The sequence below is a fragment of the Psychrosphaera aquimarina genome (assembly GCF_032461525.1).
Lineage (GTDB): Bacteria > Pseudomonadota > Gammaproteobacteria > Enterobacterales > Alteromonadaceae > Psychrosphaera > Psychrosphaera aquimarina.
Genome location: NZ_JAWCUA010000001.1, coordinates 617,821 through 642,147, shown reverse-complemented (window position 1 = coordinate 642,147; position 24,327 = coordinate 617,821). Strand labels below are relative to the sequence as shown.

Genomic DNA, 24,327 nt, shown 5'->3' with positions numbered 1-24,327 from the left:
AATCAACCGGTTATTTAACGGGCAATTCAATTGATTCAAACATTCTGTCCACTTCTTCTTGATTGCGTAACAAACATGCACGTTCCACCACATCTCGAGTAAGGTGCGGAGCAAAACGTTCAATAAAGTCATACATATAAGTCCGTAAGAAGTTACCTTTTCTGAATCCAATTTTAGTCGTGGATTTTTGGAAAATATGGCTAGCATCAATCGCAACTAAATCAGAATCTAAGTCATCCATTGCCATGGTCGCAACCACGCCAACACCAACCCCCATTCTTACGTATGTTTTAATAACGTCTGCGTCCGTTGCCGTAAAGACTATTTTAGGTTCTAACCCTTTATCATTAAAGGCGCGGTCAAGTTCAGAACGGCCTGTAAATCCAAACACATAAGTGACTAAAGGAAACTGAGCTATATCTTCAATCGTTAATGCACCACTGCGTTTTGCTAGTGGATGATCTTTTTGACCACTACCGAACGATTCCAATGATAACAAGGCAACATCACTAATTCGTTGTATAAATGCAGCGCTTCAGTAGCAATGGCAAAATCAGCTTCACCACGGGCAGCCGCATCACTAATTTGTGATGGCGTACCTTGATGCATATGCAAAGACACTTTAGGAAAACGTTCCATAAATCCTTTGATCACGCCTGGTAATGCATATCTTGCTTGGGTATGGGTTGTGGCAACATTTAACTTACCTTGGTCAGGTAAGGTATGTTCCTTCGCAACAGATTTTATTCCATCAACCTTACTTAGGATATCGTGTGCAATGGCAATTATTTCTTTGCCAGCCGAAGTAACATGCGTTAAATGTTTTCCGCTACGACCAAAAATTTGAATGCCTAGTTCATCTTCTAACATTCTAACTTGTTTACTAATTCCAGGCTGTGACGTATATAAATTTTCGGCGGTCGCTGATACATTTAAATTGTTATTTTCCACCTCAACAATATAACGTAATTGTTGTAACTTCATTAATCTGTTCCGAGCAGTTTTTGTTATACTAAAAATATATACATTTCGGCACATTTATTCCATAAAATTTTTAAATAGTTTCATATTTATTCAAAAAATGCATAAATAGTGTTTAATAAAGCAGTTTTCTATAACATTACTACCTCTTTCTATATAAACGGAGACATAAAAATGGAACGTCCTGTTATTGATTTTTCTACTGTACTTGCTTCATCTGCTCACGATATGAAAAATGGGCTTTGTTTATTAATCCAATTAATAGAACAACTCAGTAGCAAAATGCGCTTAAACAACATGGATGAAGCGGAAGAATTAGCTCAAATTCATTATGAAGCTTCTCGGTTAAATACCAATTTATTGCAGATGTTAGCCATGTACCGTGCTGAGAAAAACGTATTGCCGTTAAATGTAGATGATTATTACTTAGACGAAACCCTTGATGATCTTGTCGCGAATAACAGTCTTTATATAGAAAACAAAAAGTTATCTATTAATTTTGACGTAGAAGATGAATTATCTTGGTACTTTGACCAAGACTTAGTTTCTAACCTGTTAAACGATATCTTCGTTAATGCCATGCGTTATTGTAAATCGTCAATTTTAATTAGTGCAAAAACAGTCAATGACCAATTACATGTTTCCATCGCCGACGACGGTAACGGTTACCCAGAACATATGTTGCAATCGTCCATAACCACACCACAAGATATTGAATTAAATATTAGTCGAACGGGTTTAGGATTATATTTTGCACAGTTAATTGCCGCTACACACGAACAAGATGGCACTTGTGGTTTCATTAAGTTAGAAAATGGCGGTCCGCTAAATGGCAGTGTATTTACTTTAGTACTACCCTAATCCATTTATTTTGTTTACTATTATTAATAGTTACTGAATTTATTTGATTTATAGGTACCGTCTTTAATCAAATAGTTATTTGTATTTATTTGGAGTTATCAATGGCGATAATCATCGCATTAATCATCGGTCTTGTGATCATTGCCGTAATAGCAAACTTGTTACAGCAACATAAAGAAAAACAAGATGCCGATAGACGTCAAGAAATGACCAAATACAAAACCATTATTGAAGAAACTGAATTAATGATCGCCAATGATTCTAGTGTCCCAATCACCCGTAATGGTTTTATTATTTTATATCGTAGAGTTTTAAATTCATTGAAAAAAATGAATGAGTTAACCCCTGGCAATAAAGATATACATGCCCGCATAAAAGACTGTACTGGAAAAATCGAAGCCGGTGAATTTCACACTATTGAAGCCGAGTCGATGCACTTACCTGAAAATGAAAAAGCATTAATAGCGTTAATTCAGGGAATTAAAAAGTACCGTATCATTTTGCGTTCAGAACATAGTAAAGGGACATTATCTGCCGCAATCTTCTTAGAAGAAGATAAAAAGATTGAACATTTACAGTTAAGAATTAATGTTGAGTCACAAATGCGCAGAGGGAATACCGCAAGATCAAATGGTATGACAGGCTCAGCAAGACAGTATTATGAAAAAGCGTTAGCAACACTAGACGCGCAAACCTACACAAGTGAATATATTGTGGCCGCTAGAGAAAAAACCGCGCAAATCCTTACTGAGATTGCTTCTGAGCTAAGTGCATCGAAAGCTGAAAAAGCAACAAAAACAGAAAGTGAAGATAATTTAGATGCCCTTTTTGCGCCGAAGAAAAAATGGTAACGGTCAGTTAATAACATAAAGCAGGCAAGCCCTGCTTTTTTTATGCAAGTTAATAACGTAATTAAAGAGTTATGGCACAATTGCAAATTGATCAATGGCGACAACCGCAACAAAAGTTGATCAATCAGTTTTATAAATCACATCAACAAAATGTAAGCTGCCATCGGGCGGATGATATTTATTTTATGCGCGATACTGAGTCTGAAAACGACACTATTGTAGCCGTAACTTTTATAAGAAAATTAACCACGTCTTCTGAACACTTACATCTGTTACGCAGCCTTTTTGTTAGCCCAACATTCCGTAACAAAGGTCTCGCTAAACAACTGATACAATATATTTTACAAGACCAACACGTCCCTTTAACGGTTATCTGTGAGCCCAAATTAACCGCGCTATATCTAAGTGTTGGTTTTACCCTATGTGATGTGACCGATTGTTTAGATTCAGACTATCTCAGTAAATTTATAAAACAAAATTACCACATACTAAAATACAACCACAATTCAAATACATGAACTCACGCCGTTAAATCTAAAGGTTTATTCGATTTGTATGATGCATCAATTCTATCTGATGACAATAGGAGTGGGAGTGGCGAGTGAACTTGTTAAAAATAAACAACAATAGTGGTATATTTAACAAGGAAAATTAAAAAATAAAGCCGCGTTAACGGCCTTATTTATTCTTTATAAAATGCTTATTGAGTTTTAAAGAGTATGAAAACCTTTATTCGTCCACTCCATCATGCCTCCATTTACCGAAAACACGCTGTTAAATCCCATAGACTGTAACGACGCGGCAGCTAATGCTGAACGAGCACCAGAACGGCAAATTAAATAAATATCAAACTTATTCATTTCATCTAATGGTGACTCTGCATCTTTAAATTCTGGATGCATCTGTAATTTCATTTCTAACACGCCACGAGGAAAGTTTACCGCACCAGCGATATGGCTTTCTTTAAACTCTTCAGGCTCTCTCACATCGATTAATACGATGTCATTAGCTAAATGTGTGGCTAAATCATCAACGGTGACTTCTGTGATTTGGCTTTTCACGTTTTGCACTATTTCTGCGGCGGATTTAATCATTTGTACCTCTAAATTCAATATTTATTAGAAAACATACACGTTAATTTAAACGAGTATTATGTAAAAATCTTATCAATTAATATAAAACTGGCAATTAATATTAAAAAACAGCCAAACAATTTGGTTAATAATTTTTGATTAATAAATTGTTGTAACCAAAGGCCTATATACGAACCCACAATTACCAATCACTCCAATAACAATTAACATAGACCATTGTATTTGGCTAAAGAGTTCCATTGAATGTTCGTGATAAGAGATCAATCCCATAGTGGATTGTAAAAAGATGATAACAACGCTGGTTGAGACGGCTTTGTTGATCGATAGGTTAGACAATAAAACAAGCGCTGGAACAATAAGAAAGCCACCGCCCACGCCAATAAAACCAGTAACTAAGCCAACCAAAAGACCAATAACAATCAATATTAAATTATGAACCGGCACCCCTTGTTTATTAACATCCATCGTCAGCATTTTCACTGCAGCTACAAACATTAACGTAACAAATACAATAATTTGAATTTCAGGCTCAACACTCGCCCCCAAATAAGCACCAGCATAACTTCCAACTAGGCCGGGGAAAGCAAAATAGATTAAATGGCTCTTACTTACCCCACTTTTGAACCATTGTGGGATAGCAGTAAAAAAAGAAATGATAGCCACCACGAATAACGAACCAATGACGGCGGACTTCTCGTCATAACCGAGTAAGTAAATTAGTGTCGGTAAGGTTAAGATAGCACCACCAGAGCCAAAGACTCCTAAAGATAAGCCTATGACAATGGCGCTAATTACGGTCAGTTCAAACAAATTATTCTCAATAAGAGTTAACAAACTTGGTGCTTATTATATTAGCGTTTACTTATGTACTTGTCATCGCTTGTTTTGAAATAACTTGATAAAACTTTTTACTGCAGTAATTCATGCCCTTTTGGCAATTGCCTTGCTATCCAAAGTGCTAACTTGTGTTTCATATTGGGTTGATCTTCTTTATCCAAGGCAAGGGGTTGAATGAGCTTGTCATTCACTAATAAACGATAAAGACTTTCTATTTTCTGTTTAGCCGAATTGGTTGCTGCAAACCCTTTATAACCTCGGTTCATAGCATACTTTTCGCCGACAATAATGGCTTTCTTTAATAACGCCGCTTCGTTTTTTATTTTTTTCATCGTTTACCTAACTCTATGATCGTCCTTTATAATTTACCTATCATTACACAGTTAACGCGTTGAGTATTTACTTATATAGACATTATCAAAGGCAAGTCGTTAAATTATTTTTTTACTTTAGCCGATGAATTAGAAGATGCCCTTGAAACCACAGGTTGGAATGTCGTGTTAAATCGAACTTTTGAACGTATTGGTGTTAACGGCCACTCTCGCTTTTTGGCGGTAATAATACAAACACTGCCTACCTTGGGAAGGTATTTTCTAATCAGTTTTTGTAACCAATTTTCAGTGTCCTTTTTACTCAGAAAAGTAGAATAACAGCAATATTCTTGCTCTATGATTTCAAAACCTAATAACACCAGCCAATCTTTAATTCGCGGAATAGAAAACAATCTGGCATTCCACAACGGTGATTGTGTTTTAAAAGGCCATAACTTATTAACAATAAAGAGTGAAAAAGGATTAAATACCGACATGACCAAGTTGCCGTTTGGCATTAAAACTCTGTGTATTTCTCTTAATACTTGATGCGGATCACTGGCGAATTCAAGTTCATGATTCATCAGCACAACATCAACAGAATTGGAAAGAAAAGGTAATTGGTCAAACTCAGCAAATACCCCTAACAAATGAGGTTTAACGAATGATGGGGCAAGATTAATTTGATGTTTGATTAAGCACGACTTGGTATCTAAAGCATTGGTTAAATGACCAAGTTTTACTAAATGGTGTCCAAAACTTAATTTTAGTCTACGTCTTATTATGTCATTCTGAATATGCTTTAATTCTTTACCTGTGGGAATTTGCTCCCACTGAGATAGTGATTCAGTCCAAGTATAAGTTAACGCAGGTTTCATTAAACACTCTCACTATAAACAACTAAAAATTTACTAATCAAACACTAACACTAATTCACAATAGTATAGGCTTTTTATGTACCAAGTTATCGCCATTCCAGCATTTTCTGACAATTACCTTTGGGCGATTGTGAATAAAGAAGGATATTGTGCCATTGTTGATCCGGGCGATGCCAGCCCCGTTATTGATTTTTTACAAACACATAATTACACCTTAACTGATATCTTACTCACTCATCATCATCCCGATCATATAGGTGGCGTTGATACCTTATTAAACACCTATAACAATATTAACGTTTACGGGCCAAGCACAGAACGGTTCCCTATGGTCAATAAACCATGCAAAGATAATGACCAAATTACTCTACCCCAATTAAATATTGCCTTAACCGTCATGGAAGTGCCGGGTCATACCATCGATCACATTTGTTACTTTGATCAACTGAGTCTATTTGTTGGTGACACGCTTTTTTCGGCTGGTTGTGGCCGTTTATTCGAAGGTAGCCCTGAACAAATGCACCAATCATTAACCCGTATATCGGCTTTGGATAAACACACCATTGTGTATTGTGCACATGAATACACCCTAGCCAATCTAAAATTTGCCTTAACAGTTAATGCAGAAAACCAAGACTTGATTGCCTATAACAATAGCGCGACACAATTACGATCGGAAAATATCGCCACTATTCCAACGGTATTATCAACTCAATTAGACATAAATCCATTTTTAAGAAGCTTTGATCCTGCGATAAAACAAGCCGTTATCAAACACTTTAACCTAAAGGGCTCGATAACTGACGTTGAGTGTTTTACCTATTTAAGGAAGTGGAAAGACAAGTTTTAAAGTCAACTTCAATCGTAGCCATTGTTTAATTATTAAGTTACTATCTTCAGGTCTTTATGGCTCAAGGTTTTCACCTGTATATCAAAACCACATGAGTCACCTTTTTACTTAAAATAATCTGTGTATATATGATAAAACTAAAAACGCTGTCACTAAAAAAAACAATCATTCAAATTTCCTTTTTAACGATTTTATCAGGCTGTAGTGCTGTTCAGTCAGGCAAGTCAGAACAAACTGAAATTGTATCAACCCCAACTAATTTAGCCGTACCAGAAGATGTCGTAGATGCACTTACTTTATCCGCATTGATTGAAGGCAATGAACCTATGGACTTAGAGCCAGAGGTGATTGTATTTGAAGATGTTTGGAAGCGTATTGAAAGCCAATTAAGTATCGACATCCCGCAAAACCGCCAAGTGGTTACCGAACGAAATTGGTATGCCAAACACCCAAGTTACTTCAAACGTATTGCCGCACGTGCTGAACCTTTTTTGTTTTTCATTGTTGAAGAAATTGAAAAACGCCAAATGCCAATTGAACTGGCGTTATTACCTATCGTTGAAAGTGCTTTTGACCCATTTGCCTACTCTCATGGTCGTGCATCGGGTTTATGGCAGTTTGTGCCAGGCACAGGCAACCGTTTCAAATTAAAACAATCTTGGTGGTATGACGGACGTCGTGATGTTGTTGCGGCAACTAAAGCCGCACTGGATTACCTATCTTTCTTACATAAAACCTTAGATGGTGATTGGTTAAATGCTATCGCCGCTTATAATTCAGGTGAAGGTCGAGTTTTAAGAGCAATTAAACGTAATCGTAAAAAACATTTACCTACGGATTTTTGGTCATTAGATTTACCTAAAGAAACCACCAGTTATGTACCTAAATTATTAGCATTATCCGACTTATTAAAACGTCATCAACAATTTGAATATGCGGTTGATTTTTAATTGCGTCCAACTGATCTCAAATTCTTGATGACGTTTTGAATAAGTCGGATAATGCTAATAATTTAGGTACATAACTGGTGGTTTCTTTAGGTAAATCTAATGACCTGAAAATCCGTAGGTAAATGTTTTTTACGATTACGTTTAATTGCTCTTAAAACTCGACCTTCACCTGAATTATAAGCGGCGATAGCATTTAACCAATCACCATCTAAGGTTTATGTAAGAAAGATAGGTAATCCAGTGCGGCTTTAGTTGCCGCAACAACATCACGACGTCCGTCATACCACCAAGATTGTTTTAATTTGAAACGGTTGCCTGTGCCTGGCACAAACTGCCATAAACCCGATGCACGACCATGAGAGTAGGCAAATGGGTCAAAAGCACCTTCAACGATAGGTAATAACGCCAGTTCAATTGGCATTTGGCGTTTTTCAATTTCTTCAACAATGAAAAACAAAAAAGGTTCAGCACGTGCGGCAATACGTTTGAAGTAACTTGGGTGTTTGGCATACCAATTTCGTTCGGTAACCACTTGGCGGTTTTGCGGGATGTCGATACTTAATTGGCTTTCAATACGCTTCCAAACATCTTCAAATACAATCACCTCTGGCTCTAAGTCCATAGGTTCATTGCCTTCAATCAATGCGGATAGTAAGTGCATCTACGACATCTTCTGGTACGGCTAAATTAGTTGGGGTTGATACAATTTCAGTTTGTTCTGACTTGCCTGACTGAACAGCACTACAGCCTGATAAAATCGTTAAAAAGGAAATTTGGTACGATTGTTTTTTTTAGTGACAGCGTTTTTAGTTTTATCATATATACACAGATTATTTTAAGTAAAAAGGTGACTCATGTGGTTTTGGATATACAGGTGAAAACCTTTGAGCCATAAAGACCTGGAAGATAGTAACTTAATAATTAAACAATGGCATACGATTGAAGTTGACTTTAAAACTTGTCTTTCCACTTCCTTAAATAGGTAAAACGCTCAACGTCAGTTATCGAGCCCTTTTAGGTTAAAGTGTTTGATAACGGCTTGTTTTATCGCAGGATCAAAGCTCTCTTAAAAATGGATTTATGTCTAATTGAGTTGATAATACCGTTGGAATAGTGGCGATATTTTCCGATCGTAATTGTGTCGCGCTATTGTTATAGGCAATCAAGTCTTGGTTTTCTGCATTAACTGTTAAGGCAAATTTTAGATTGGCTAGGGTGTATTCATGTGCACAATACACAATGGTGTGTTTATCCAAAGCCGATATACGGGTTAATGATTGGTGCATTTGTTCAGGGCTACCTTCGAATAAACGGCCACAACCAGCCGAAAAAAGCGTGTCACCAACAAATAGACTCAGTTGATCAAAGTAACAAATGTGATCGATGGTATGACCCGGCACTTCCATGACGGTTAAGGCAATATTTAATTGGGGTAGAGTAATTTGGTCATTATCTTTGCATGGTTTATTGACCATAGGGAACCGTTCTGTGCTTGGCCCGTAAACGTTAATATTGTTATAGGTGTTTAATAAGGTATCAACGCCACCTATATGATCGGGATGATGATGAGTGAGTAAGATATCAGTTAAGGTGTAATTATGTGTTTGTAAAAAATCAATAACGGGGCTGGCATCGCCCGGATCAACAATGGCACAATATCCTTCTTTATTCACAATCGCCCAAAGGTAATTGTCAGAAAATGCTGGAATGGCGATAACTTGGTACATAAAAAGCCTATACTATTGTGAATTAGTGTTAGTGTTTGATTAGTAAATTTTTAGTTGTTTATAGTGAGAGTGTTTAATGAAACCTGCGTTAACTTATACTTGGACTGAATCACTATCTCAGTGGGAGCAAATTCCCACAGGTAAAGAATTAAAGCATATTCAGAATGACATAATAAGACGTAGACTAAAATTAGTTTTGACACCATTTAGTAAAACTTGGTCATTTAACCAATGCTTTAGATACTAAGTCGTGCTTAATCAAACATCAAATTAATCTTGCCCCATCATTCGTTAAACCTCATTTGTTAGGGTATTTGCTGAGTTTGACCAATTACCTTTTCTTTCCAATTCTGTTGATGTTGTGCTGATGAATCATGAACTTGAATTCGCCAGTGATCCGCATCAAGTATTAAGAGAAATACACAGAGTTTTAATGCCAAACGGCAACTTGGTCATGTCGGTATTTAATCCTTTTTCACTCTTTATTGTTAATAAGTTATGGCCTTTTAAAACACAATCACCGTTGTGGAATGCCAGATTGTTTTCTATTCCGCGAATTAAAGATTGGCTGGTGTTATTAGGTTTTGAAATCATAGAGCAAGAATATTGCTGTTATTCTACTTTTCTGAGTAAAAAGGACACTGAAAATTGGTTACAAAAACTGATTAGAAAATACCTTCCCAAGGTAGGCAGTGTTTGTATTATTACCGCCAAAAAGCGAGAGTGGCCGTTAACACCAATACGTTCAAAAGTTCGATTTAACACGACATTCCAACCTGTGGTTTCAAGGGCATCTTCTAATTCATCGGCTAAAGTAAAAAAATAATTTAACGACTTGCCTTTGATAATGTCTATATAAGTAAATACTCAACGCGTTAACTGTGTAATGATAGGTAAATTATAAAGGACGATCATAGAGTTAGGTAAACGATGAAAAAAATAAAAAACGAAGCGGCGTTATTAAAGAAAGCCATTATTGTCGGCGAAAAGTATGCTATGAACCGAGGTTATAAAGGGTTTGCAGCAACCAATTCGGCTAAACAGAAAATAGAAAGCCTTTATCGTTTATTAGTGAATGACAAGCTCATTCAACCCCTTGCCTTGGATAAAGAAGATCAACCCAATATGAAACACAAGTTAGCACTTTGGATAGCAAGGCAATTGCCAAAAGGGCATGAATTACTGCAGTAAAAAGTTTTATCAAGTTATTTCAAAACAAGCGATGACAAGTACATAAGTAAACGCTAATATAATAAGCACCAAGTTTGTTAACTCTTATTGAGAATAATTTGTTTGAACTGACCGTAATTAGCGCCATTGTCATAGGCTTATCTTTAGGAGTCTTTGGCTCTGGTGGTGCTATCTTAACCTTACCGACACTAATTTACTTACTCGGTTATGACGAGAAGTCCGCCGTCATTGGTTCGTTATTCGTGGTGGCTATCATTTCTTTTTTTACTGCTATCCCACAATGGTTCAAAAGTGGGGTAAGTAAGAGCCATTTAATCTATTTTGCTTTCCCCGGCCTAGTTGGAAGTTATGCTGGTGCTTATTTGGGGGCGAGTGTTGAGCCTGAAATTCAAATTATTGTATTTGTTACGTTAATGTTTGTAGCTGCAGTGAAAATGCTGACGATGGATGTTAATAAACAAGGGGTGCCGGTTCATAATTTAATATTGATTGTTATTGGTCTTTTGGTTGGCTTAGTTACTGGTTTTATTGGCGTGGGCGGTGGCTTTCTTATTGTTCCAGCGCTTGTTTTATTGTCTAACCTATCGATCAACAAAGCCGTCTCAACCAGCGTTGTTATCATCTTTTTACAATCCACTATGGGATTGATCTCTTATCACGAACATTCAATGGAACTCTTTAGCCAAATACAATGGTCTATGTTAATTGTTATTGGAGTGATTGGTATTGTGGGTTCGTATATAGGCCTTTGGTTACAACAATTTATTAATCAAAAATTATTAACCAAATTGTTTGGCTGTTTTTTAATATTAATTGCCAGTTTTATATTAATTGATAAGATTTTTACATAATACTCGTTTAAATTAACGTGTATGTTTTCTAATAAATATTGAATTTAGAGGTACAAATGATTAAATCCGCCGCAGAAATAGTGCAAAACGTGAAAAGCCAAATCACAGAAGTCACCGTTGATGATTTAGCCACACATTTAGCTAATGACATCGTATTAATCGATGTGAGAGAGCCTGAAGAGTTTAAAGAAAGCCATATCGCTGGTGCGGTAAACTTTCCTCGTGGCGTGTTAGAAATGAAATTACAGATGCATCCAGAATTTAAAGATGCAGAGTCACCATTAGATGAAATGAATAAGTTTGATATTTATTTAATTTGCCGTTCTGGTGCTCGTTCAGCATTAGCTGCCGCGTCGTTACAGTCTATGGGATTTAACAGCGTGTTTTCGGTAAATGGAGGCATGATGGAGTGGACGAATAAAGGTTTTCATACTCTTTAAAACTCAATAAGCATTTTATAAAGAATAAATAAGGCCGTTAACGCGGCTTTATTTTTTAATTTTCCTTGTTAAATATACCACTATTGTTGTTTATTTTTAACAAGTTCACTCGCCACTCCCACTCCTATTGTCATCAGATAGAATTGATGCATCATACAAATCGAATAAACCTTTAGATTTAACGGCGTGAGTTCATGTATTTGAATTGTGGTTGTATTTTAGTATGTGGTAATTTTGTTTTATAAATTTACTGAGATAGTCTGAATCTAAACAATCGGTCACATCACATAGGGTAAAACCAACACTTAGATATAGCGCGGTTAATTTGGGCTCACAGATAACCGTTAAAGGGACGTGTTGGTCTTGTAAAATATATTGTATCAGTTGTTTAGCGAGACCTTTGTTACGGAATGTTGGGCTAACAAAAAGGCTGCGTAACAGATGTAAGTGTTCAGAAGACGTGGTTAATTTTCTTATAAAAGTTACGGCTACAATAGTGTCGTTTTCAGACTCAGTATCGCGCATAAAATAAATATCATCCGCCCGATGGCAGCTTACATTTTGTTGATGTGATTTATAAAACTGATTGATCAACTTTTGTTGCGGTTGTCGCCATTGATCAATTTGCAATTGTGCCATAACTCTTTAATTACGTTATTAACTTGCATAAAAAAAGCAGGGCTTGCCTGCTTTATGTTATTAACTGACCGTTACCATTTTTTCTTCGGCGCAAAAAGGGCATCTAAATTATCTTCACTTTCTGTTTTTGTTGCTTTTTCAGCTTTCGATGCACTTAGCTCAGAAGCAATCTCAGTAAGGATTTGCGCGGTTTTTTCTCTAGCGGCCACAATATATTCACTTGTGTAGGTTTGCGCGTCTAGTGTTGCTAACGCTTTTTCATAATACTGTCTTGCTGAGCCTGTCATACCATTTGATCTTGCGGTATTCCCTCTGCGCATTTGTGACTCAACATTAATTCTTAACTGTAAATGTTCAATCTTTTTATCTTCTTCTAAGAAGATTGCGGCAGATAATGTCCCTTTACTATGTTCTGAACGCAAAATGATACGGTACTTTTTAATTCCCTGAATTAACGCTATTAATGCTTTTTCATTTTCAGGTAAGTGCATCGACTCGGCTTCAATAGTGTGAAATTCACCGGCTTCGATTTTTCCAGTACAGTCTTTTATGCGGGCATGTATATCTTTATTGCCAGGGGTTAACTCATTCATTTTTTCAATGAATTTAAAACTCTACGATATAAAATAATAAAACCATTACGGGTGATTGGGACACTAGAATCATTGGCGATCATTAATTCAGTTTCTTCAATAATGGTTTTGTATTTGGTCATTTCTTGACGTCTATCGGCATCTTGTTTTTCTTTATGTTGCTGTAACAAGTTTGCTATTACGGCAATGATCACAAGACCGATGATTAATGCGATGATTATCGCCATTGATAACTCCAAATAAATACAAATAACTATTTGATTAAAGACGGTACCTATAAATCAAATAAATTCAGTAACTATTAATAATAGTAAACAAAATAAATGGATTAGGGTAGTACTAAAGTAAATACACTGCCATTTAGCGGACCGCCATTTTCTAACTTAATGAAACCACAAGTGCCATCTTGTTCGTGTGTAGCGGCAATTAACTGTGCAAAATATAATCCTAAACCCGTTCGACTAATATTTAATTCAATATCTTGTGGTGTGGTTATGGACGATTGCAACATATGTTCTGGGTAACCGTTACCGTCGTCGGCGATGGAAACATGTAATTGGTCATTGACTGTTTTTGCACTAATTAAAATTGACGATTTACAATAACGCATGGCATTAACGAAGATATCGTTTAACAGGTTAGAAACTAAGTCTTGGTCAAAGTACCAAGATAATTCATCTTCTACGTCAAAATTAATAGATAACTTTTTGTTTTCTATATAAAGACTGTTATTCGCGACAAGATCATCAAGGGTTTCGTCTAAGTAATAATCATCTACATTTAACGGCAATACGTTTTTCTCAGCACGGTACATGGCTAACATCTGCAATAAATTGGTATTTAACCGAGAAGCTTCATAATGAATTTGAGCTAATTCTTCCGCTTCATCCATGTTGTTTAAGCGCATTTTGCTACTGAGTTGTTCTATTAATTGGATTAATAAACAAAGCCCATTTTTCATATCGTGAGCAGATGAAGCAAGTACAGTAGAAAAATCAATAACAGGACGTTCCATTTTTATGTCTCCGTTTATATAGAAAGAGGTAGTAATGTTATAGAAAACTGCTTTATTAAACACTATTTATGCATTTTTTGAATAAATATGAAACTATTTAAAAATTTTATGGAATAAATGTGCCGAAATGTATATATTTTTAGTATAACAAAAACTGCTCGGAACAGATTAATGAAGTTACAACAATTACGTTATATTGTTGAGGTGGAAAATAACAATTTAAATGTATCAGCGACCGCCGAAAATTTATATACGTCACAGCCTGGAATTAGTAAACAAGTTAGAATGTTAGAAGATGAACTAGGCATTCAAATTTTTGGTCGTAGCGGAAAACATTTAACGCATGTTACTTCGGCTGGCAAAGAAATAATTGCCATTGCACACGATATCCTAAGTAAGGTTGATGGAATAAAATCTGTTGCGAAGGAACATACCTTACCTGACCAAGGTAAGTTAAATGTTGCCACAACCCATACCCAAGCAAGATATGCATTACCAGGCGTGATCAAAGGATTTATGGAACGTTTTCCTAAAGTGTCTTTGCATATGCATCAAGGTACGCCATCACAAATTAGTGATGCGGCTGCCCGTGGTGAAGCTGATTTTGCCATTGCTACTGAAGCGCTGCATTTATACAACGAATTAGTGATGTTGCCTTGTTATCATTGGAATCGTTCGGTAGTGGTCAAAAAGATCATCCACTAGCAAAACGCAGTGGTGCATTAACGATTGAAGATATAGCTCAGTTTCCTTTAGTCACTTATGTGTTTGGATTTACAGGCCGTTCTGAACTTGACCGCGCCTTTAATGATAAAGGGTTAGAACCTAAAATAGTCTTTACGGCAACGGACGCAGACGTTATTAAAACATACGTAAGAATGGGGGTTGGTGTTGGCGTGGTTGCGACCATGGCAATGGATGACTTAGATTCTGATTTAGTTGCGATTGATGCTAGCCATATTTTCCAAAAATCCACGACTAAAATTGGATTCAGAAAAGGTAACTTCTTACGGACTTATATGTATGACTTTATTGAACGTTTTGCTCCGCACCTTACTCGAGATGTGGTGGAACGTGCATGTTTGTTACGCAATCAAGAAGAAGTGGACAGAATGTTTGAATCAATTGAATTGCCCGTTAAATAACCGGTTGATTGTAAAATGAATAGATTCATTAAACCTCAGTAAATACTGAGGTTTTTTTATGACTCAACCCAGAGCCGACAACCAAGCCCTGTTATGAAGCATGAAACATAAAAAATAGGTATAAAAAAATCCGTCTATGATAAGACGGATTTTTTTCACTGCGACAAAGGTTACTTTGTTTAGTGATCAAACATCGCTGAGATTGACTCTTCGTTACTTAGACGACGAATTGCTTCAGCTAACATGTTGCCTAAAGTTAATTGACGCACATTAGGTAATGCTGCAATTTCTGCTTTTAATGGAATTGAGTCGGTAACGATGACTTCATCAATTACTGAGTTTTTAAGATTCTCAACCGCATTACCAGAGAATATTGGATGTGTTGCATAAGCAAATACACGTTTAGCACCATGTTGTTTAAGTGCTTCAGCGGCTTTACATAAAGTACCGCCAGTATCGATCATATCGTCAACAATAATACAATCACGACCTTCAATATCACCAATGATGTGCATAACTTGCGCTACGTTAGCTTGTGGGCGACGTTTGTCGATAATAGCTAAGTCTTTATCATCAAGTAGTTTTGCAATTGCTCTTGCTCTAACTACACCACCAATGTCTGGTGAAACAACAACAACATCATCTGCAACATCAAAACCTTGGCTTCTCATGTCTTCAACTAGAATTGGGCTGCCGAATACATTATCAACAGGAACATCAAAGAAACCTTGAATTTGCTCTGCATGTAAATCAACTGTCAACACACGGTCAACACCAACACTTGATAAAAAGTCTGCAACAACCTTTGCAGTAATAGGAACACGAGCAGAACGTACACGACGATCTTGTCTAGCGTAACCAAAGTATGGAATAACCGCTGTGATTCTACCAGCGGATGCTCTACGTAATGCGTCAACCATAACAATCAATTCCATTAGATTGTCATTACATGGAGCACAAGTAGATTGAATAATAAATACGTCAGAACCACGAACATTGTCATGAACTTGTACACTTATTTCACCGTCGCTAAAACGGCCAACAGTTGCATTTCCAAGTTTTAAATCAAGACGATTGCAGACGATTTCAGCAAGTTCTGGGGTAGCGTTTCCAGCGAAGAGCTTTATATCAGGCACAGAGTTATCCTATAGCTTCGTTAAGTGTTTAAGAAATAAAGTATAAGTATGGCTTTATTTCTAGCTTAATTGCTCACGTAGTTGTTGATGTGTGACAGAAATATTACAACCTTGTGCAATAAAACCAGACAGATCCGCAGGCAATCTATTAAAAATTGATTCAGCTTCTTGTTTACTTTCAAAAACTGAAAATACACAAGCACCAGTTCCAGTTAATCTGGCTGGCGCGTATTCTAACAACCAGTCTATCGCTTTGGCAACGTCTGGATAGTTTTTATAGACTAAAGTTTCAAAGTCATTTTTATGTTCAGGCGTTAAACCTGTGTAATTAATGTTACATAAGTCTATTTTTTTAGTATTTCTTGGTAATTCAGTACTGCTAAATAAAAGCGCTGTATTTACATGAACCTGTGGGGTGAGTACTAAATACCATTTTTCATCAATAGGGTAGTCGGTTAATTTTTCCCCTATACCTTCTGCAATTGATGATCGGCCTCGTACGAAAATAGGCACATCAGCGCCAAGGGATTTTCCAATCACTTCTAATTCAGAGTGCGCTAAATTTAACGACCATAATTCGTTTAATGCCAATAATGTAGTAGCCGCATTTGATGACCCACCACCAACACCGCCGCCCATTGGTAATACTTTTTGTAAATTAATTTTAACGCCATCTTGTGCTTGAGGTACTTTCGCCTTAAGTGCATTTGCCGCTTTGATTATTAAGTTCTGCTCAGTCACCAACTCAGATAAATTACATTCCAAAGTGACAATGCCGTCGTTGGTGCGCTCAAACGTTAATTCATCGCCTTTGTCTAGGAAATGAAATAAAGACTGTAATTCATGATAACCGTTTTCTAGCTGGCCACTGATATGCAAAAAAGGTTAAGTTTTGCAGGGGAAGTAAGTTTTAGTGTGTTAATTGGCACTTAATCAAACTCCCAATTAGAAACGGATAATTTTAATTTAGTCCCTTTGGTGGTTAAATTTATTAACATTGGCAAGGTATATATTTTCTGTTGTTGGAATTTTGAATACTTAACCTGCCACTTTTGTTCTGTGCCGGTATAGTCAAATTGTTTTATTTGATTGCCATTTTTAATAATGCTTTTTTCTTTACCTGCTAATTGACCCCGTATCCATAGTTCTAACTTTTCTAACGGTAATTGGATTCCCGTGGTGCGCCGTATCAAACGACTTGCACTTCTATCTTTATAAACCTTACCGTCCACTTCTAAGGTTGATAGGTTGTTTTTTGTGGTTAAGGTAAGAATATTAGTGCCAATAAAAGTGTTTAACGAAAATTGAACTGAGTCTTGTTGTTTTTGCCAATAAAAATATCCGGATAGGTTTTCGGTCTCGGTTTTTATTAAGACTTTACCTCTGACAGTCCAAGAATCTAGTTTTTTGATATCAAGCGGCAATTCTTTTGGTGCGGTTTGAAACTGATTTAATGTGCTACATGCACTTAGAAATAAGGCAAGCAACAAGATTGAGACGCGTAAAAAAATGGTTTGAAAAGGTTTCATATAATCCAATCTTGCAAGTTTAGTGGGGCCATTTTCCCAGATAAAAAATGAAAATCAATTCTTAGTTAATAATTTCTATTGTGATAAACCATGTTAAGGCTTTTAAAAACCTCTGCTTTTTCGTAGAATTGCCGCCTTTCTCCAAAGGGGTTTAAATTCAGCCATTTTATGACGGTTCTTGCATTAGGTATAAATCACAAAACAGCGTCAGTAGAGTTACGTGAGCGCCTAGCGTTTACACCAGAACGATTATCTGAAGCATTGCAGTCGGTTATCGCCGATGGTTTATGTGATGAGGCCGTGATTTTATCAACATGCAACCGTACTGAAATCTACTGTTTTGGCGATGCAACCAATTCTCAAATCTTAACATCTTGGTTAGCTGACTTTCATTTAGTACCCGAACAAGAGCTTGATCAACACTTATACATTCAAAGGGACGTTTCAGCTACAACACATTTAATGCGTGTGGCAAGTGGACTGGACTCTATGGTGTTGGGTGAGCCTCAAATATTAGGTCAAGTTAAACAGGCCTATCAACAAGCTAAATCAGTGGGTACCGTTAAGACTTATTTTGAGCGTATGTTCCAACAAGTATTTTCAGTCGCTAAAAAAGTCAGAACTGAAACAGACATTGCGGTGAATGCCGTTTCGGTTGCATTTGCCGCGGTGACTTTAGCCAAACAAGTATTTGGCAGTTTTGATAATAAAAAAGTGTTACTGGTTGGTGCGGGCGAAACCATCGAATTGGTGGCGAAACACATTTTTGAGCAAGGCGCTAAAGACATAGTTGTCGCAAATAGAACCTTGAGCAATGCTAAATTAGTGGCTGAACAGTTTTCCGCTAAAACTTGTACCATAGGCCAAATTCCGGCTCAAATGTTAGAAGCCGATGTTGTGATAAGTTCAACCGCCAGTACTTTGCCTATCATTGGTAAAGGTATGGTTGAGAATGTATTAAAACGACGAAAACACAGACCTATGTTTTTAGTTGATTTGGCCGTACCAAGAGACATTGAATCTCAAGTTGCTGAGCTCGACGATGCTTATTTATATACCGTTGACGATTTACAAGAAATTGTCGCTAAGAACATGCAAGCAAGAACCGAAGCCGCCGTTGATGCCGAAGAAATAATACAACAGAAAGCCAATATATTTGATGATTGGCTAAACTCTTTGGAGTCTGTGGATTTGATCCGTGATTATCGTGAACAAAGTTTGGCGATAAAAGATGAACTGCTAGATAGAGCGATAAATCAATTACAAGCGGGTAACGACGTAGAACAAATATTAAAAGAGCTAGCAAATAAATTAACAAATAAATTAATTCATGCGCCAACTTCTGCCTTAAAAGATGCAGCAGAAAAACAAAATATGCAGGAATTAACCGCAATAAAAGCCGTATTAGGGATCCGATGAAAGACTCAATTAGAAGCAAATTAGAAACGCTTATTGAACGCCGTGAAGAAGTTGAAGCGCTATTAAGTGAACCACAAATTATTTCAGATCAAGATAAGTTCCGTGCATTATCTAAAGAGTACTCCGATTTAGAAGCCATCACGGTTACGTTTAAGCAATACCAAGGCGCTGAAGAAGACTTCGAAGAAGCCAAGTTAATGATGGATGAAGACGACGCAGAAATGCGTGAGATGGCCCAAGAAGAATATAAAACTTCAAAAGCGGCTATCGCACGTTTAGACCAAGAATTACAAGTATTAATGTTGCCAAAAGATCCGAACGACGGTAACAACTGTTTCTTAGAAATAAGAGCAGGTGCCGGTGGTGATGAAGCCGCCATATTTGCTGGTGACTTATTCCGCATGTACAGCCGATATGCAGAGTCCAAGAAATGGAAAATTGAAGTCATGACCTGTAACGAAGGTGATCACGGTGGTTTTAAAGAAATGGTTGCTCATATAACCGGTGATGATGTTTATGGAACAATGAAGTTTGAGTCAGGCGGTCACCGCGTTCAACGTGTACCAGACACTGAGTCTCAAGGCCGAGTTCATACATCGGCTTGTACTGTGGTTGTTATGCCAGAAGTTCCAGAAGCTGAAGCAATTGATATCAATCCAGCGGATTTAAAAATAGATACCTATCGTGCATCAGGTGCGGGTGGTCAGCACGTAAATAAAACGGATTCTGCAGTACGTATTACGCATTTACCAACGGGCATTGTGGTTGAATGTCAGGATGAGCGTTCACAGCATAAGAATAAAGCGAAAGCTATGTCCGTGTTAAGCGCTCGTATGCAAGCCGCGGAAGATGAAAAACGTAATGCTGAAGAAACCAGTATGCGTCGTAACTTAGTGGCCAGTGGTGATCGTTCAGAGCGAGTGAGAACTTATAACTTCCCACAAGGAAGAATGTCAGAACATAGGATCAACTTAACTTTGTATAAGTTGAATGAGATCATGGAAGGTGATTTAGACTGTGTTCTTCACCCGTTAATGACGGAATATCAAGCTGACTTATTAGCTTCAATGTCAGAAGATTAATATTAACCTTGGTTATTAGGACAATGCGTTAACTAAGGCCAAGTTTGATAACAACGATGAAACTATTTATCGGTTAAAATGATCAGGCGCAATAGATTAGGTAGAAATGGATAACTCAAGTCAAATTAAGTGGCTGCTACATGATGCCACTTGCTCCTTTAATAAACTATCCGACACAGCCAAGTTAGATGCTGAGTTACTAATGTGCCATGTCTTAGACTGTAATCGCACATATCTATTCACTTGGCCTGATAAAACCCTAGATGAAGCTCAATTAGCAGAATTTAAGCAAGTTTGTGCCAAACGAGCGCTTGGCCATCCCATTGCGCATATTGTTGGATACCGCGAGTTTTGGTCATTAAATCTTAAGGTTTCACCTGCAACGTTAATCCCCCGTCCAGATACAGAAACACTGGTTGAACAAGCGCTGTTGTTAATGCAAGAGCACAAAGATAAGCCTTTTTTAGGTTTAGATTTAGGTACTGGCACCGGAGCGATAGCATTGTCTTTAGCATCTGAGCTTAAAACCTGGGAATGGATAGCTGCGGATTTTGTTCCAGAAGCTGTTACTTTGGCGCAAGAAAATGCAAAATTAAACCAAATAAATAATTGTAAAGTTATCCAAAGTGATTGGTTTGAAAATATCCCAAATACTAAATTTAATTTAATCGTTTCCAATCCACCATATATCGATGAGGCTGACTCTCATTTATCACAAGGTGATGTTCGCTTTGAACCATTATCCGCTTTAACAGCAGGGGATAGTGGTTTATCCGATATTAAAATTATACTGTCACAAGCCAAACAATATTTGCATGATGGAGGCTTGGTTATGATTGAACATGGAAACACTCAAGGCAAAGAGGTTAGAGCGATTTTTTGCCAAAATGGATACAGTAATGTGAATACGTTTAAAGATTTATCAGCAAATGAGCGTATCACCGTTGGCTATTTTTAATTATTGGGGTAGTCTTGAACAAAAGGGAGCTTAATTGAGCGATAGACGCCGATGTAAGCAAATAGATTGAAAGGGTACACACGATAATGAATGATGATTTTTTGTTTGCAAATGATACTGGCGAAGAAGATGAAACTTTTTCGATAGGTAGTTGGAAAGTTATTATTGTAGATGACGAACCGGAAGTTCATGCGGTAACTAAATTAGCGCTAAGTGATTTTATTTTCCAAGATAGAAAATTGGAATTCATCAGTGCTTACTCAGGTGCTGAAGGTAAAAAAGTCATTACCGAAAATCCTGATGCAGCCATTATCTTACTCGATGTTGTCATGGAAACCGATGACGCAGGATTGCAAGTCGCTCAATTTATTCGTGAAGAAGCTAATAACCACAAAATCAGAATTATCTTAAGAACTGGGCAACCAGGTCAAGCGCCGGAAAGGCAAGTCATACTAAATTATGACATCAATGATTATAAATCTAAGACAGAGCTGACCGCTCAAAAGTTATTTACAGTCATCATGTCTAGTCTTAGAGCTTACCGAGACATAGTTGCCTTAGACAATAGCCGTAAAGGTTTAACAAAAATTATTGAAGCATCGGCGGATATTTTTTCTATACATTCAATGGATCAGTTTATTGATGGCGTTATGCAACAACTTACGTCTGTCATTGGTTGTGGTAACGAAAAAGCCATGTACATCACAGATACCTTAATGGTCAATTGTGAAAATTTAAGAAACAAAGATGGCTTAACCGTTATTGCCGCCCAAGGTGAATTTGAATCTAGTTTGGGTAAGAATGTTAAAGATGTTGTGAACGAAGAACTGCAAGCCGCATTTCAAGAAGCGATATCGACTAAGTCTATTGTTTATCGTGGTGACTATTTAGTTGCTTATTGTTACAGCCGTTTTTCTAATAACTCAATTCTTTATGTGTCTGGTTTGCCAAAAGAGGTGAGTCAAACAGAACGAACATTGATTGAATTATTTGCCCAAAATGTACAGATTGCTTATGAAAATGTGCAATTGCAATTAGAGCTAGAAGATACCCAACGTGAGTTAGTTTATCGTTTAAGCGAAGCATTAGAAAATCGTTCAAATGAAACGGGAAATCATGTTAGACGGGTTGCTTTGATCAGCGGCGTGTTAGCCCAAGCATATGGATTAAACCAAAAAGAAGTTGAATTAGTGAGTTGTGCTGCACCTTTACATGATGTGGGCAAAATCAGTATACCGGATAATATTTTACATAAACCAGGTCAGTTACTTGATGATGAATGGAGCATTATGCAAAGTCACGCTGAAACAGGGGCTAAAATATTGGAAGGATCTAACCGCAGTGTGATTCAAGCGGGATCGATTATCGCGCAAGATCATCACGAAAACTGGGATGGAACGGGTTACCCTAAAGGTAAATCTGGTGAAGATATCCATGTATATGGTCGGATAGTTGCTATGGCTGACGTCTATGATGCTTTACGTCATGATCGTTGTTATAAAAAAGCTTGGAATAAAGACGAAACTATTGAGTTTATTAAATCTGAAAGTGGTAAGAAATTTGACCCTAAGTTAGTTCAAGGTTTATTAAATTCGGTCGATAAAATTGAACAAATCATTGAGCAATTCCAAGAAGGTTAACCCCTTTTGTTGTCACTCATTTCACATTATTAAACAACACTAATTGTTATTAGTGTTGTCATCTTATATTAACCAAAGAAGAACCTTATTATGTATATGGCAGTAAAACATACCCACATTATGTTGGCGTTAATTAGTATAATTTTGTTTTATTATCGTTTTTATCAGCATCAATTAAAGGGACGCGAATTAAATAAAGCGCTTAAAATTATTCCTCATATTATTGATACCTTTTTATTAATATCTGCTGGCATATTATCCAGTTTAATTGCGCAATACCCATTAGTTGATCACTGGTTAACCGTTAAAGTGATTTTTGTGGTGGGTTATATTGTATTTGCTGTATTTGCGATGAAAGCTGAGCAGAAGTCGAAGGCAATACAGATGTTAAGTATTTCGTCTATTTGTCTTATATTTGCTGCATTTTATGCAGTAACAAAAGGTCAGTATTAACAAAACGGTTATTGAATTTTTAGAATTTGCCCCCACTTAAGTGCGCTTGGGGATAAACCTCACCGTTATTAATTTATATAAGAAGTTATTATGTCTGCAAATTGGCTGTACGAGTCTGATAAACCCGATGATTTGCTAAGAGAAGTCATTCAGTTAGAGCAAAACTGGCAAGATGAATTTGCTATTGATGATATTGATATACATTTAGCCGAATTGGTTGCACATTTGTCTGCGTCTGTAGACAAAAATCAACCTGTGCAAGAGCAACTGTATCAAGCAGTCGATTGTTTAATTGACGAATTAGCCGTTACCGGTCCAGGTTTACAAGAGTTACCTGAGTCGAGCTTAGCCAACCTTTCATTTTGCATCATGCACCGTACTGGTAACGAAATGACACTTGCTGTGTTATTTAGATACTTACTACGTGAATTAGGTTTCAATGCGCTTATTGCCGAATTAGAAGAAGGCATGGCGTTAGTTGTTAGACTTAGTAGTTCAGAACTTATTATTTTGGATGCCTTATCAGGTGCAACTGAGTATTTGATCTCAAATGACGATGTGAAAAGCAGTTTAGTCAGCGATATTGCCGCTTACGCAAAAGAGATCCCACACGAAGAGTTGGTTAAAACGTTAATTACCGATCAAAAATTAGCCTTGTTAGATGAAGGTATGTTTGAAGACGCGTTAACTTGTGTTGAAACACTCATGGATTTATTACCTGAAGACCCATACGAACGCAGAGATAGAGGTTTAGTATTAAACCAACTAGATTGCGGGAAGTGGGCAAAAGACGATTTTGATTATTTCATCAAAGCCTGCCCAAATGATCCAATGGCCATGTTCATAAGATTGCAGTTAGAAGAACAAAGTCATATAGTGGAAACAATTCATTAAGC

The 24,327-nt window shown here is 36.9% G+C and carries 25 protein-coding genes and 6 pseudogenes; 17 read left to right on the top strand and 14 right to left on the bottom strand.

What is annotated here, in order from left to right:
• Positions 1-10: 10 nt before the first annotated feature.
• Positions 11-984: pseudogene (cysB, locus tag RT723_RS02980) on the bottom strand (HTH-type transcriptional regulator CysB).
• A gap of 171 nt (positions 985-1,155) precedes the next feature.
• Between cysB (RT723_RS02980) and RT723_RS02975 the strand changes: the two are divergent.
• From RT723_RS02975 to RT723_RS02965, 3 genes are all read left to right on the top strand, one after another.
• Positions 1,156-1,842 (top strand): sensor histidine kinase, encoded by a 687-nt coding sequence (locus tag RT723_RS02975; protein ID WP_315945812.1) that lies wholly within the window; start codon positions 1,156-1,158, stop codon positions 1,840-1,842.
• Between the two features lie 101 nt (positions 1,843-1,943).
• Positions 1,944-2,693, top strand: a complete 750-nt coding sequence (locus RT723_RS02970; RefSeq protein WP_216055969.1) for a hypothetical protein — start codon at positions 1,944-1,946, stop codon at positions 2,691-2,693.
• A 71-nt stretch (positions 2,694-2,764) separates the two neighbouring features.
• Complete coding sequence (locus RT723_RS02965; protein WP_315945815.1) at positions 2,765-3,211, top strand: GNAT family N-acetyltransferase; 447 nt, start codon at positions 2,765-2,767, stop codon at positions 3,209-3,211.
• A gap of 192 nt (positions 3,212-3,403) precedes the next feature.
• Here the strand turns inward: RT723_RS02965 and RT723_RS02960 are convergent, their stop codons facing one another.
• The 4 genes from RT723_RS02960 to RT723_RS02945 form a co-directional block, all read right to left on the bottom strand.
• Positions 3,404-3,787 (bottom strand): rhodanese-like domain-containing protein, encoded by a 384-nt coding sequence (locus tag RT723_RS02960; protein ID WP_252731789.1) that lies wholly within the window; start codon positions 3,785-3,787, stop codon positions 3,404-3,406.
• A gap of 138 nt (positions 3,788-3,925) precedes the next feature.
• Complete coding sequence (locus tag RT723_RS02955) at positions 3,926-4,621, bottom strand: sulfite exporter TauE/SafE family protein (RefSeq protein WP_315945821.1); 696 nt, start codon at positions 4,619-4,621, stop codon at positions 3,926-3,928.
• Positions 4,622-4,695: 74 nt separating this feature from the next.
• A complete protein-coding gene (locus tag RT723_RS02950) occupies positions 4,696-4,956 on the bottom strand; it encodes a DUF5062 family protein (protein WP_315945817.1) in 261 nt (86 codons plus the stop codon).
• 104 nt (positions 4,957-5,060) lie between these two features.
• Complete coding sequence (locus tag RT723_RS02945) at positions 5,061-5,813, bottom strand: class I SAM-dependent methyltransferase (protein WP_216055973.1); 753 nt, start codon at positions 5,811-5,813, stop codon at positions 5,061-5,063.
• 76 nt (positions 5,814-5,889) lie between these two features.
• Here RT723_RS02945 and gloB (RT723_RS02940) point away from each other — a divergent pair, with 76 nt between their 5' ends.
• Positions 5,890-6,663 (top strand): hydroxyacylglutathione hydrolase, encoded by a 774-nt coding sequence (gene gloB / locus RT723_RS02940; RefSeq protein ID WP_315945820.1) that lies wholly within the window; start codon positions 5,890-5,892, stop codon positions 6,661-6,663.
• A 128-nt stretch (positions 6,664-6,791) separates the two neighbouring features.
• Positions 6,792-7,592: pseudogene (locus RT723_RS02935) on the top strand (transglycosylase SLT domain-containing protein); the annotation flags it as partial.
• Between the two features lie 27 nt (positions 7,593-7,619).
• On the opposite strand, the pseudogene RT723_RS02930 reads toward RT723_RS02935, so the two are convergent.
• Positions 7,620-8,386 (bottom strand): annotated as a pseudogene (locus RT723_RS02930) (transglycosylase SLT domain-containing protein); the annotation flags it as partial.
• A 282-nt stretch (positions 8,387-8,668) separates the two neighbouring features.
• A complete protein-coding gene (gloB, locus tag RT723_RS02925) occupies positions 8,669-9,340 on the bottom strand; it encodes a hydroxyacylglutathione hydrolase (RefSeq protein WP_315945819.1) in 672 nt (223 codons plus the stop codon).
• A gap of 76 nt (positions 9,341-9,416) precedes the next feature.
• Between gloB (RT723_RS02925) and RT723_RS02920 the strand changes: the two genes are divergently transcribed.
• The 5 genes and pseudogenes from RT723_RS02920 to RT723_RS02900 all read left to right on the top strand — a co-directional run bounded on the left by RT723_RS02920 (position 9,417) and on the right by RT723_RS02900 (position 11,822).
• Positions 9,417-9,587, top strand: coding sequence for a hypothetical protein (locus RT723_RS02920; protein ID WP_315945818.1), 171 nt, complete (start codon positions 9,417-9,419; stop codon positions 9,585-9,587).
• A gap of 81 nt (positions 9,588-9,668) precedes the next feature.
• Positions 9,669-10,166, top strand: a pseudogene (locus RT723_RS02915) (class I SAM-dependent methyltransferase); the annotation flags it as partial.
• Positions 10,167-10,270: 104 nt separating this feature from the next.
• Positions 10,271-10,531, top strand: coding sequence for a DUF5062 family protein (locus tag RT723_RS02910; protein WP_315945817.1), 261 nt, complete (start codon positions 10,271-10,273; stop codon positions 10,529-10,531).
• Between the two features lie 74 nt (positions 10,532-10,605).
• Positions 10,606-11,382: a sulfite exporter TauE/SafE family protein gene (locus tag RT723_RS02905; RefSeq protein WP_315945816.1), complete on the top strand. Its 777-nt coding sequence runs from the start codon at positions 10,606-10,608 to the stop codon at positions 11,380-11,382.
• A 56-nt stretch (positions 11,383-11,438) separates the two neighbouring features.
• Entirely contained in the window at positions 11,439-11,822 is a 384-nt protein-coding gene (locus RT723_RS02900; RefSeq protein WP_252731789.1) for a rhodanese-like domain-containing protein, read from the top strand.
• Positions 11,823-12,014: 192 nt separating this feature from the next.
• Here the strand turns inward: RT723_RS02900 and RT723_RS02895 are convergent, their stop codons facing one another.
• The 4 genes from RT723_RS02895 to RT723_RS02880 all read right to left on the bottom strand — a co-directional run bounded on the left by RT723_RS02895 (position 12,015) and on the right by RT723_RS02880 (position 14,069).
• A complete protein-coding gene (locus tag RT723_RS02895) occupies positions 12,015-12,461 on the bottom strand; it encodes a GNAT family N-acetyltransferase (RefSeq protein ID WP_315945815.1) in 447 nt (148 codons plus the stop codon).
• A gap of 71 nt (positions 12,462-12,532) precedes the next feature.
• A complete protein-coding gene (locus RT723_RS02890; RefSeq protein WP_315945814.1) occupies positions 12,533-13,054 on the bottom strand; it encodes a hypothetical protein in 522 nt (173 codons plus the stop codon).
• Positions 13,051-13,281 carry a hypothetical protein gene (locus RT723_RS02885; protein WP_315945813.1) on the bottom strand — a complete coding sequence of 77 codons (231 nt, stop codon included), beginning with the start codon at positions 13,279-13,281 and terminating at the stop codon, positions 13,051-13,053. The genes RT723_RS02890 and RT723_RS02885 overlap by 4 nt, the downstream gene beginning before the upstream one ends.
• A 101-nt stretch (positions 13,282-13,382) precedes the next feature.
• Positions 13,383-14,069: a sensor histidine kinase gene (locus RT723_RS02880; protein WP_315945812.1), complete on the bottom strand. Its 687-nt coding sequence runs from the start codon at positions 14,067-14,069 to the stop codon at positions 13,383-13,385.
• Between the two features lie 171 nt (positions 14,070-14,240).
• Between RT723_RS02880 and cysB (RT723_RS02875) the strand changes: the two are divergent.
• Positions 14,241-15,214, top strand: a pseudogene (cysB, locus tag RT723_RS02875) (HTH-type transcriptional regulator CysB).
• A 179-nt stretch (positions 15,215-15,393) separates the two neighbouring features.
• Here cysB (RT723_RS02875) and RT723_RS02870 read toward each other — a convergent pair.
• The 3 genes and pseudogenes from RT723_RS02870 to lolB all read right to left on the bottom strand — a co-directional run bounded on the left by RT723_RS02870 (position 15,394) and on the right by lolB (position 17,879).
• The gene (locus RT723_RS02870; protein ID WP_216055965.1) at positions 15,394-16,350 is read right to left on the bottom strand and encodes a ribose-phosphate pyrophosphokinase; all 957 of its coding nucleotides are present in this window, start codon (positions 16,348-16,350) and stop codon (positions 15,394-15,396) included.
• Between the two features lie 60 nt (positions 16,351-16,410).
• Positions 16,411-17,279, bottom strand: a pseudogene (gene ispE, locus RT723_RS02865) (4-(cytidine 5'-diphospho)-2-C-methyl-D-erythritol kinase).
• On the bottom strand, positions 17,280-17,879 hold the full coding sequence (gene lolB / locus RT723_RS02860) for a lipoprotein insertase outer membrane protein LolB (RefSeq protein ID WP_315945810.1): 600 nt from the start codon (positions 17,877-17,879) through the stop codon (positions 17,280-17,282). It abuts the pseudogene before it with no gap.
• Between the two features lie 168 nt (positions 17,880-18,047).
• Here lolB and hemA point away from each other — a divergent pair, with 168 nt between their 5' ends.
• From hemA to RT723_RS02830, 6 genes are all read left to right on the top strand, one after another.
• The gene (gene hemA / locus RT723_RS02855; protein ID WP_216055963.1) at positions 18,048-19,298 is read left to right on the top strand and encodes a glutamyl-tRNA reductase; all 1,251 of its coding nucleotides are present in this window, start codon (positions 18,048-18,050) and stop codon (positions 19,296-19,298) included.
• Positions 19,295-20,380 carry a peptide chain release factor 1 gene (gene prfA / locus RT723_RS02850; RefSeq protein WP_315945809.1) on the top strand — a complete coding sequence of 362 codons (1,086 nt, stop codon included), beginning with the start codon at positions 19,295-19,297 and terminating at the stop codon, positions 20,378-20,380. Before hemA ends, prfA begins: the two co-directional genes overlap by 4 nt.
• A 106-nt stretch (positions 20,381-20,486) precedes the next feature.
• Entirely contained in the window at positions 20,487-21,338 is an 852-nt protein-coding gene (prmC, locus tag RT723_RS02845) for a peptide chain release factor N(5)-glutamine methyltransferase (protein WP_315945808.1), read from the top strand.
• Between the two features lie 86 nt (positions 21,339-21,424).
• Positions 21,425-22,978 (top strand): DUF3369 domain-containing protein, encoded by a 1,554-nt coding sequence (locus tag RT723_RS02840; RefSeq protein WP_315945807.1) that lies wholly within the window; start codon positions 21,425-21,427, stop codon positions 22,976-22,978.
• A 90-nt stretch (positions 22,979-23,068) separates the two neighbouring features.
• Positions 23,069-23,431, top strand: a complete 363-nt coding sequence (locus RT723_RS02835; RefSeq protein ID WP_315945806.1) for a SirB2 family protein — start codon at positions 23,069-23,071, stop codon at positions 23,429-23,431.
• A gap of 90 nt (positions 23,432-23,521) precedes the next feature.
• Complete coding sequence (locus RT723_RS02830) at positions 23,522-24,325, top strand: tetratricopeptide repeat protein (RefSeq protein ID WP_216055958.1); 804 nt, start codon at positions 23,522-23,524, stop codon at positions 24,323-24,325.
• Positions 24,326-24,327: the final 2 nt, after the last annotated feature.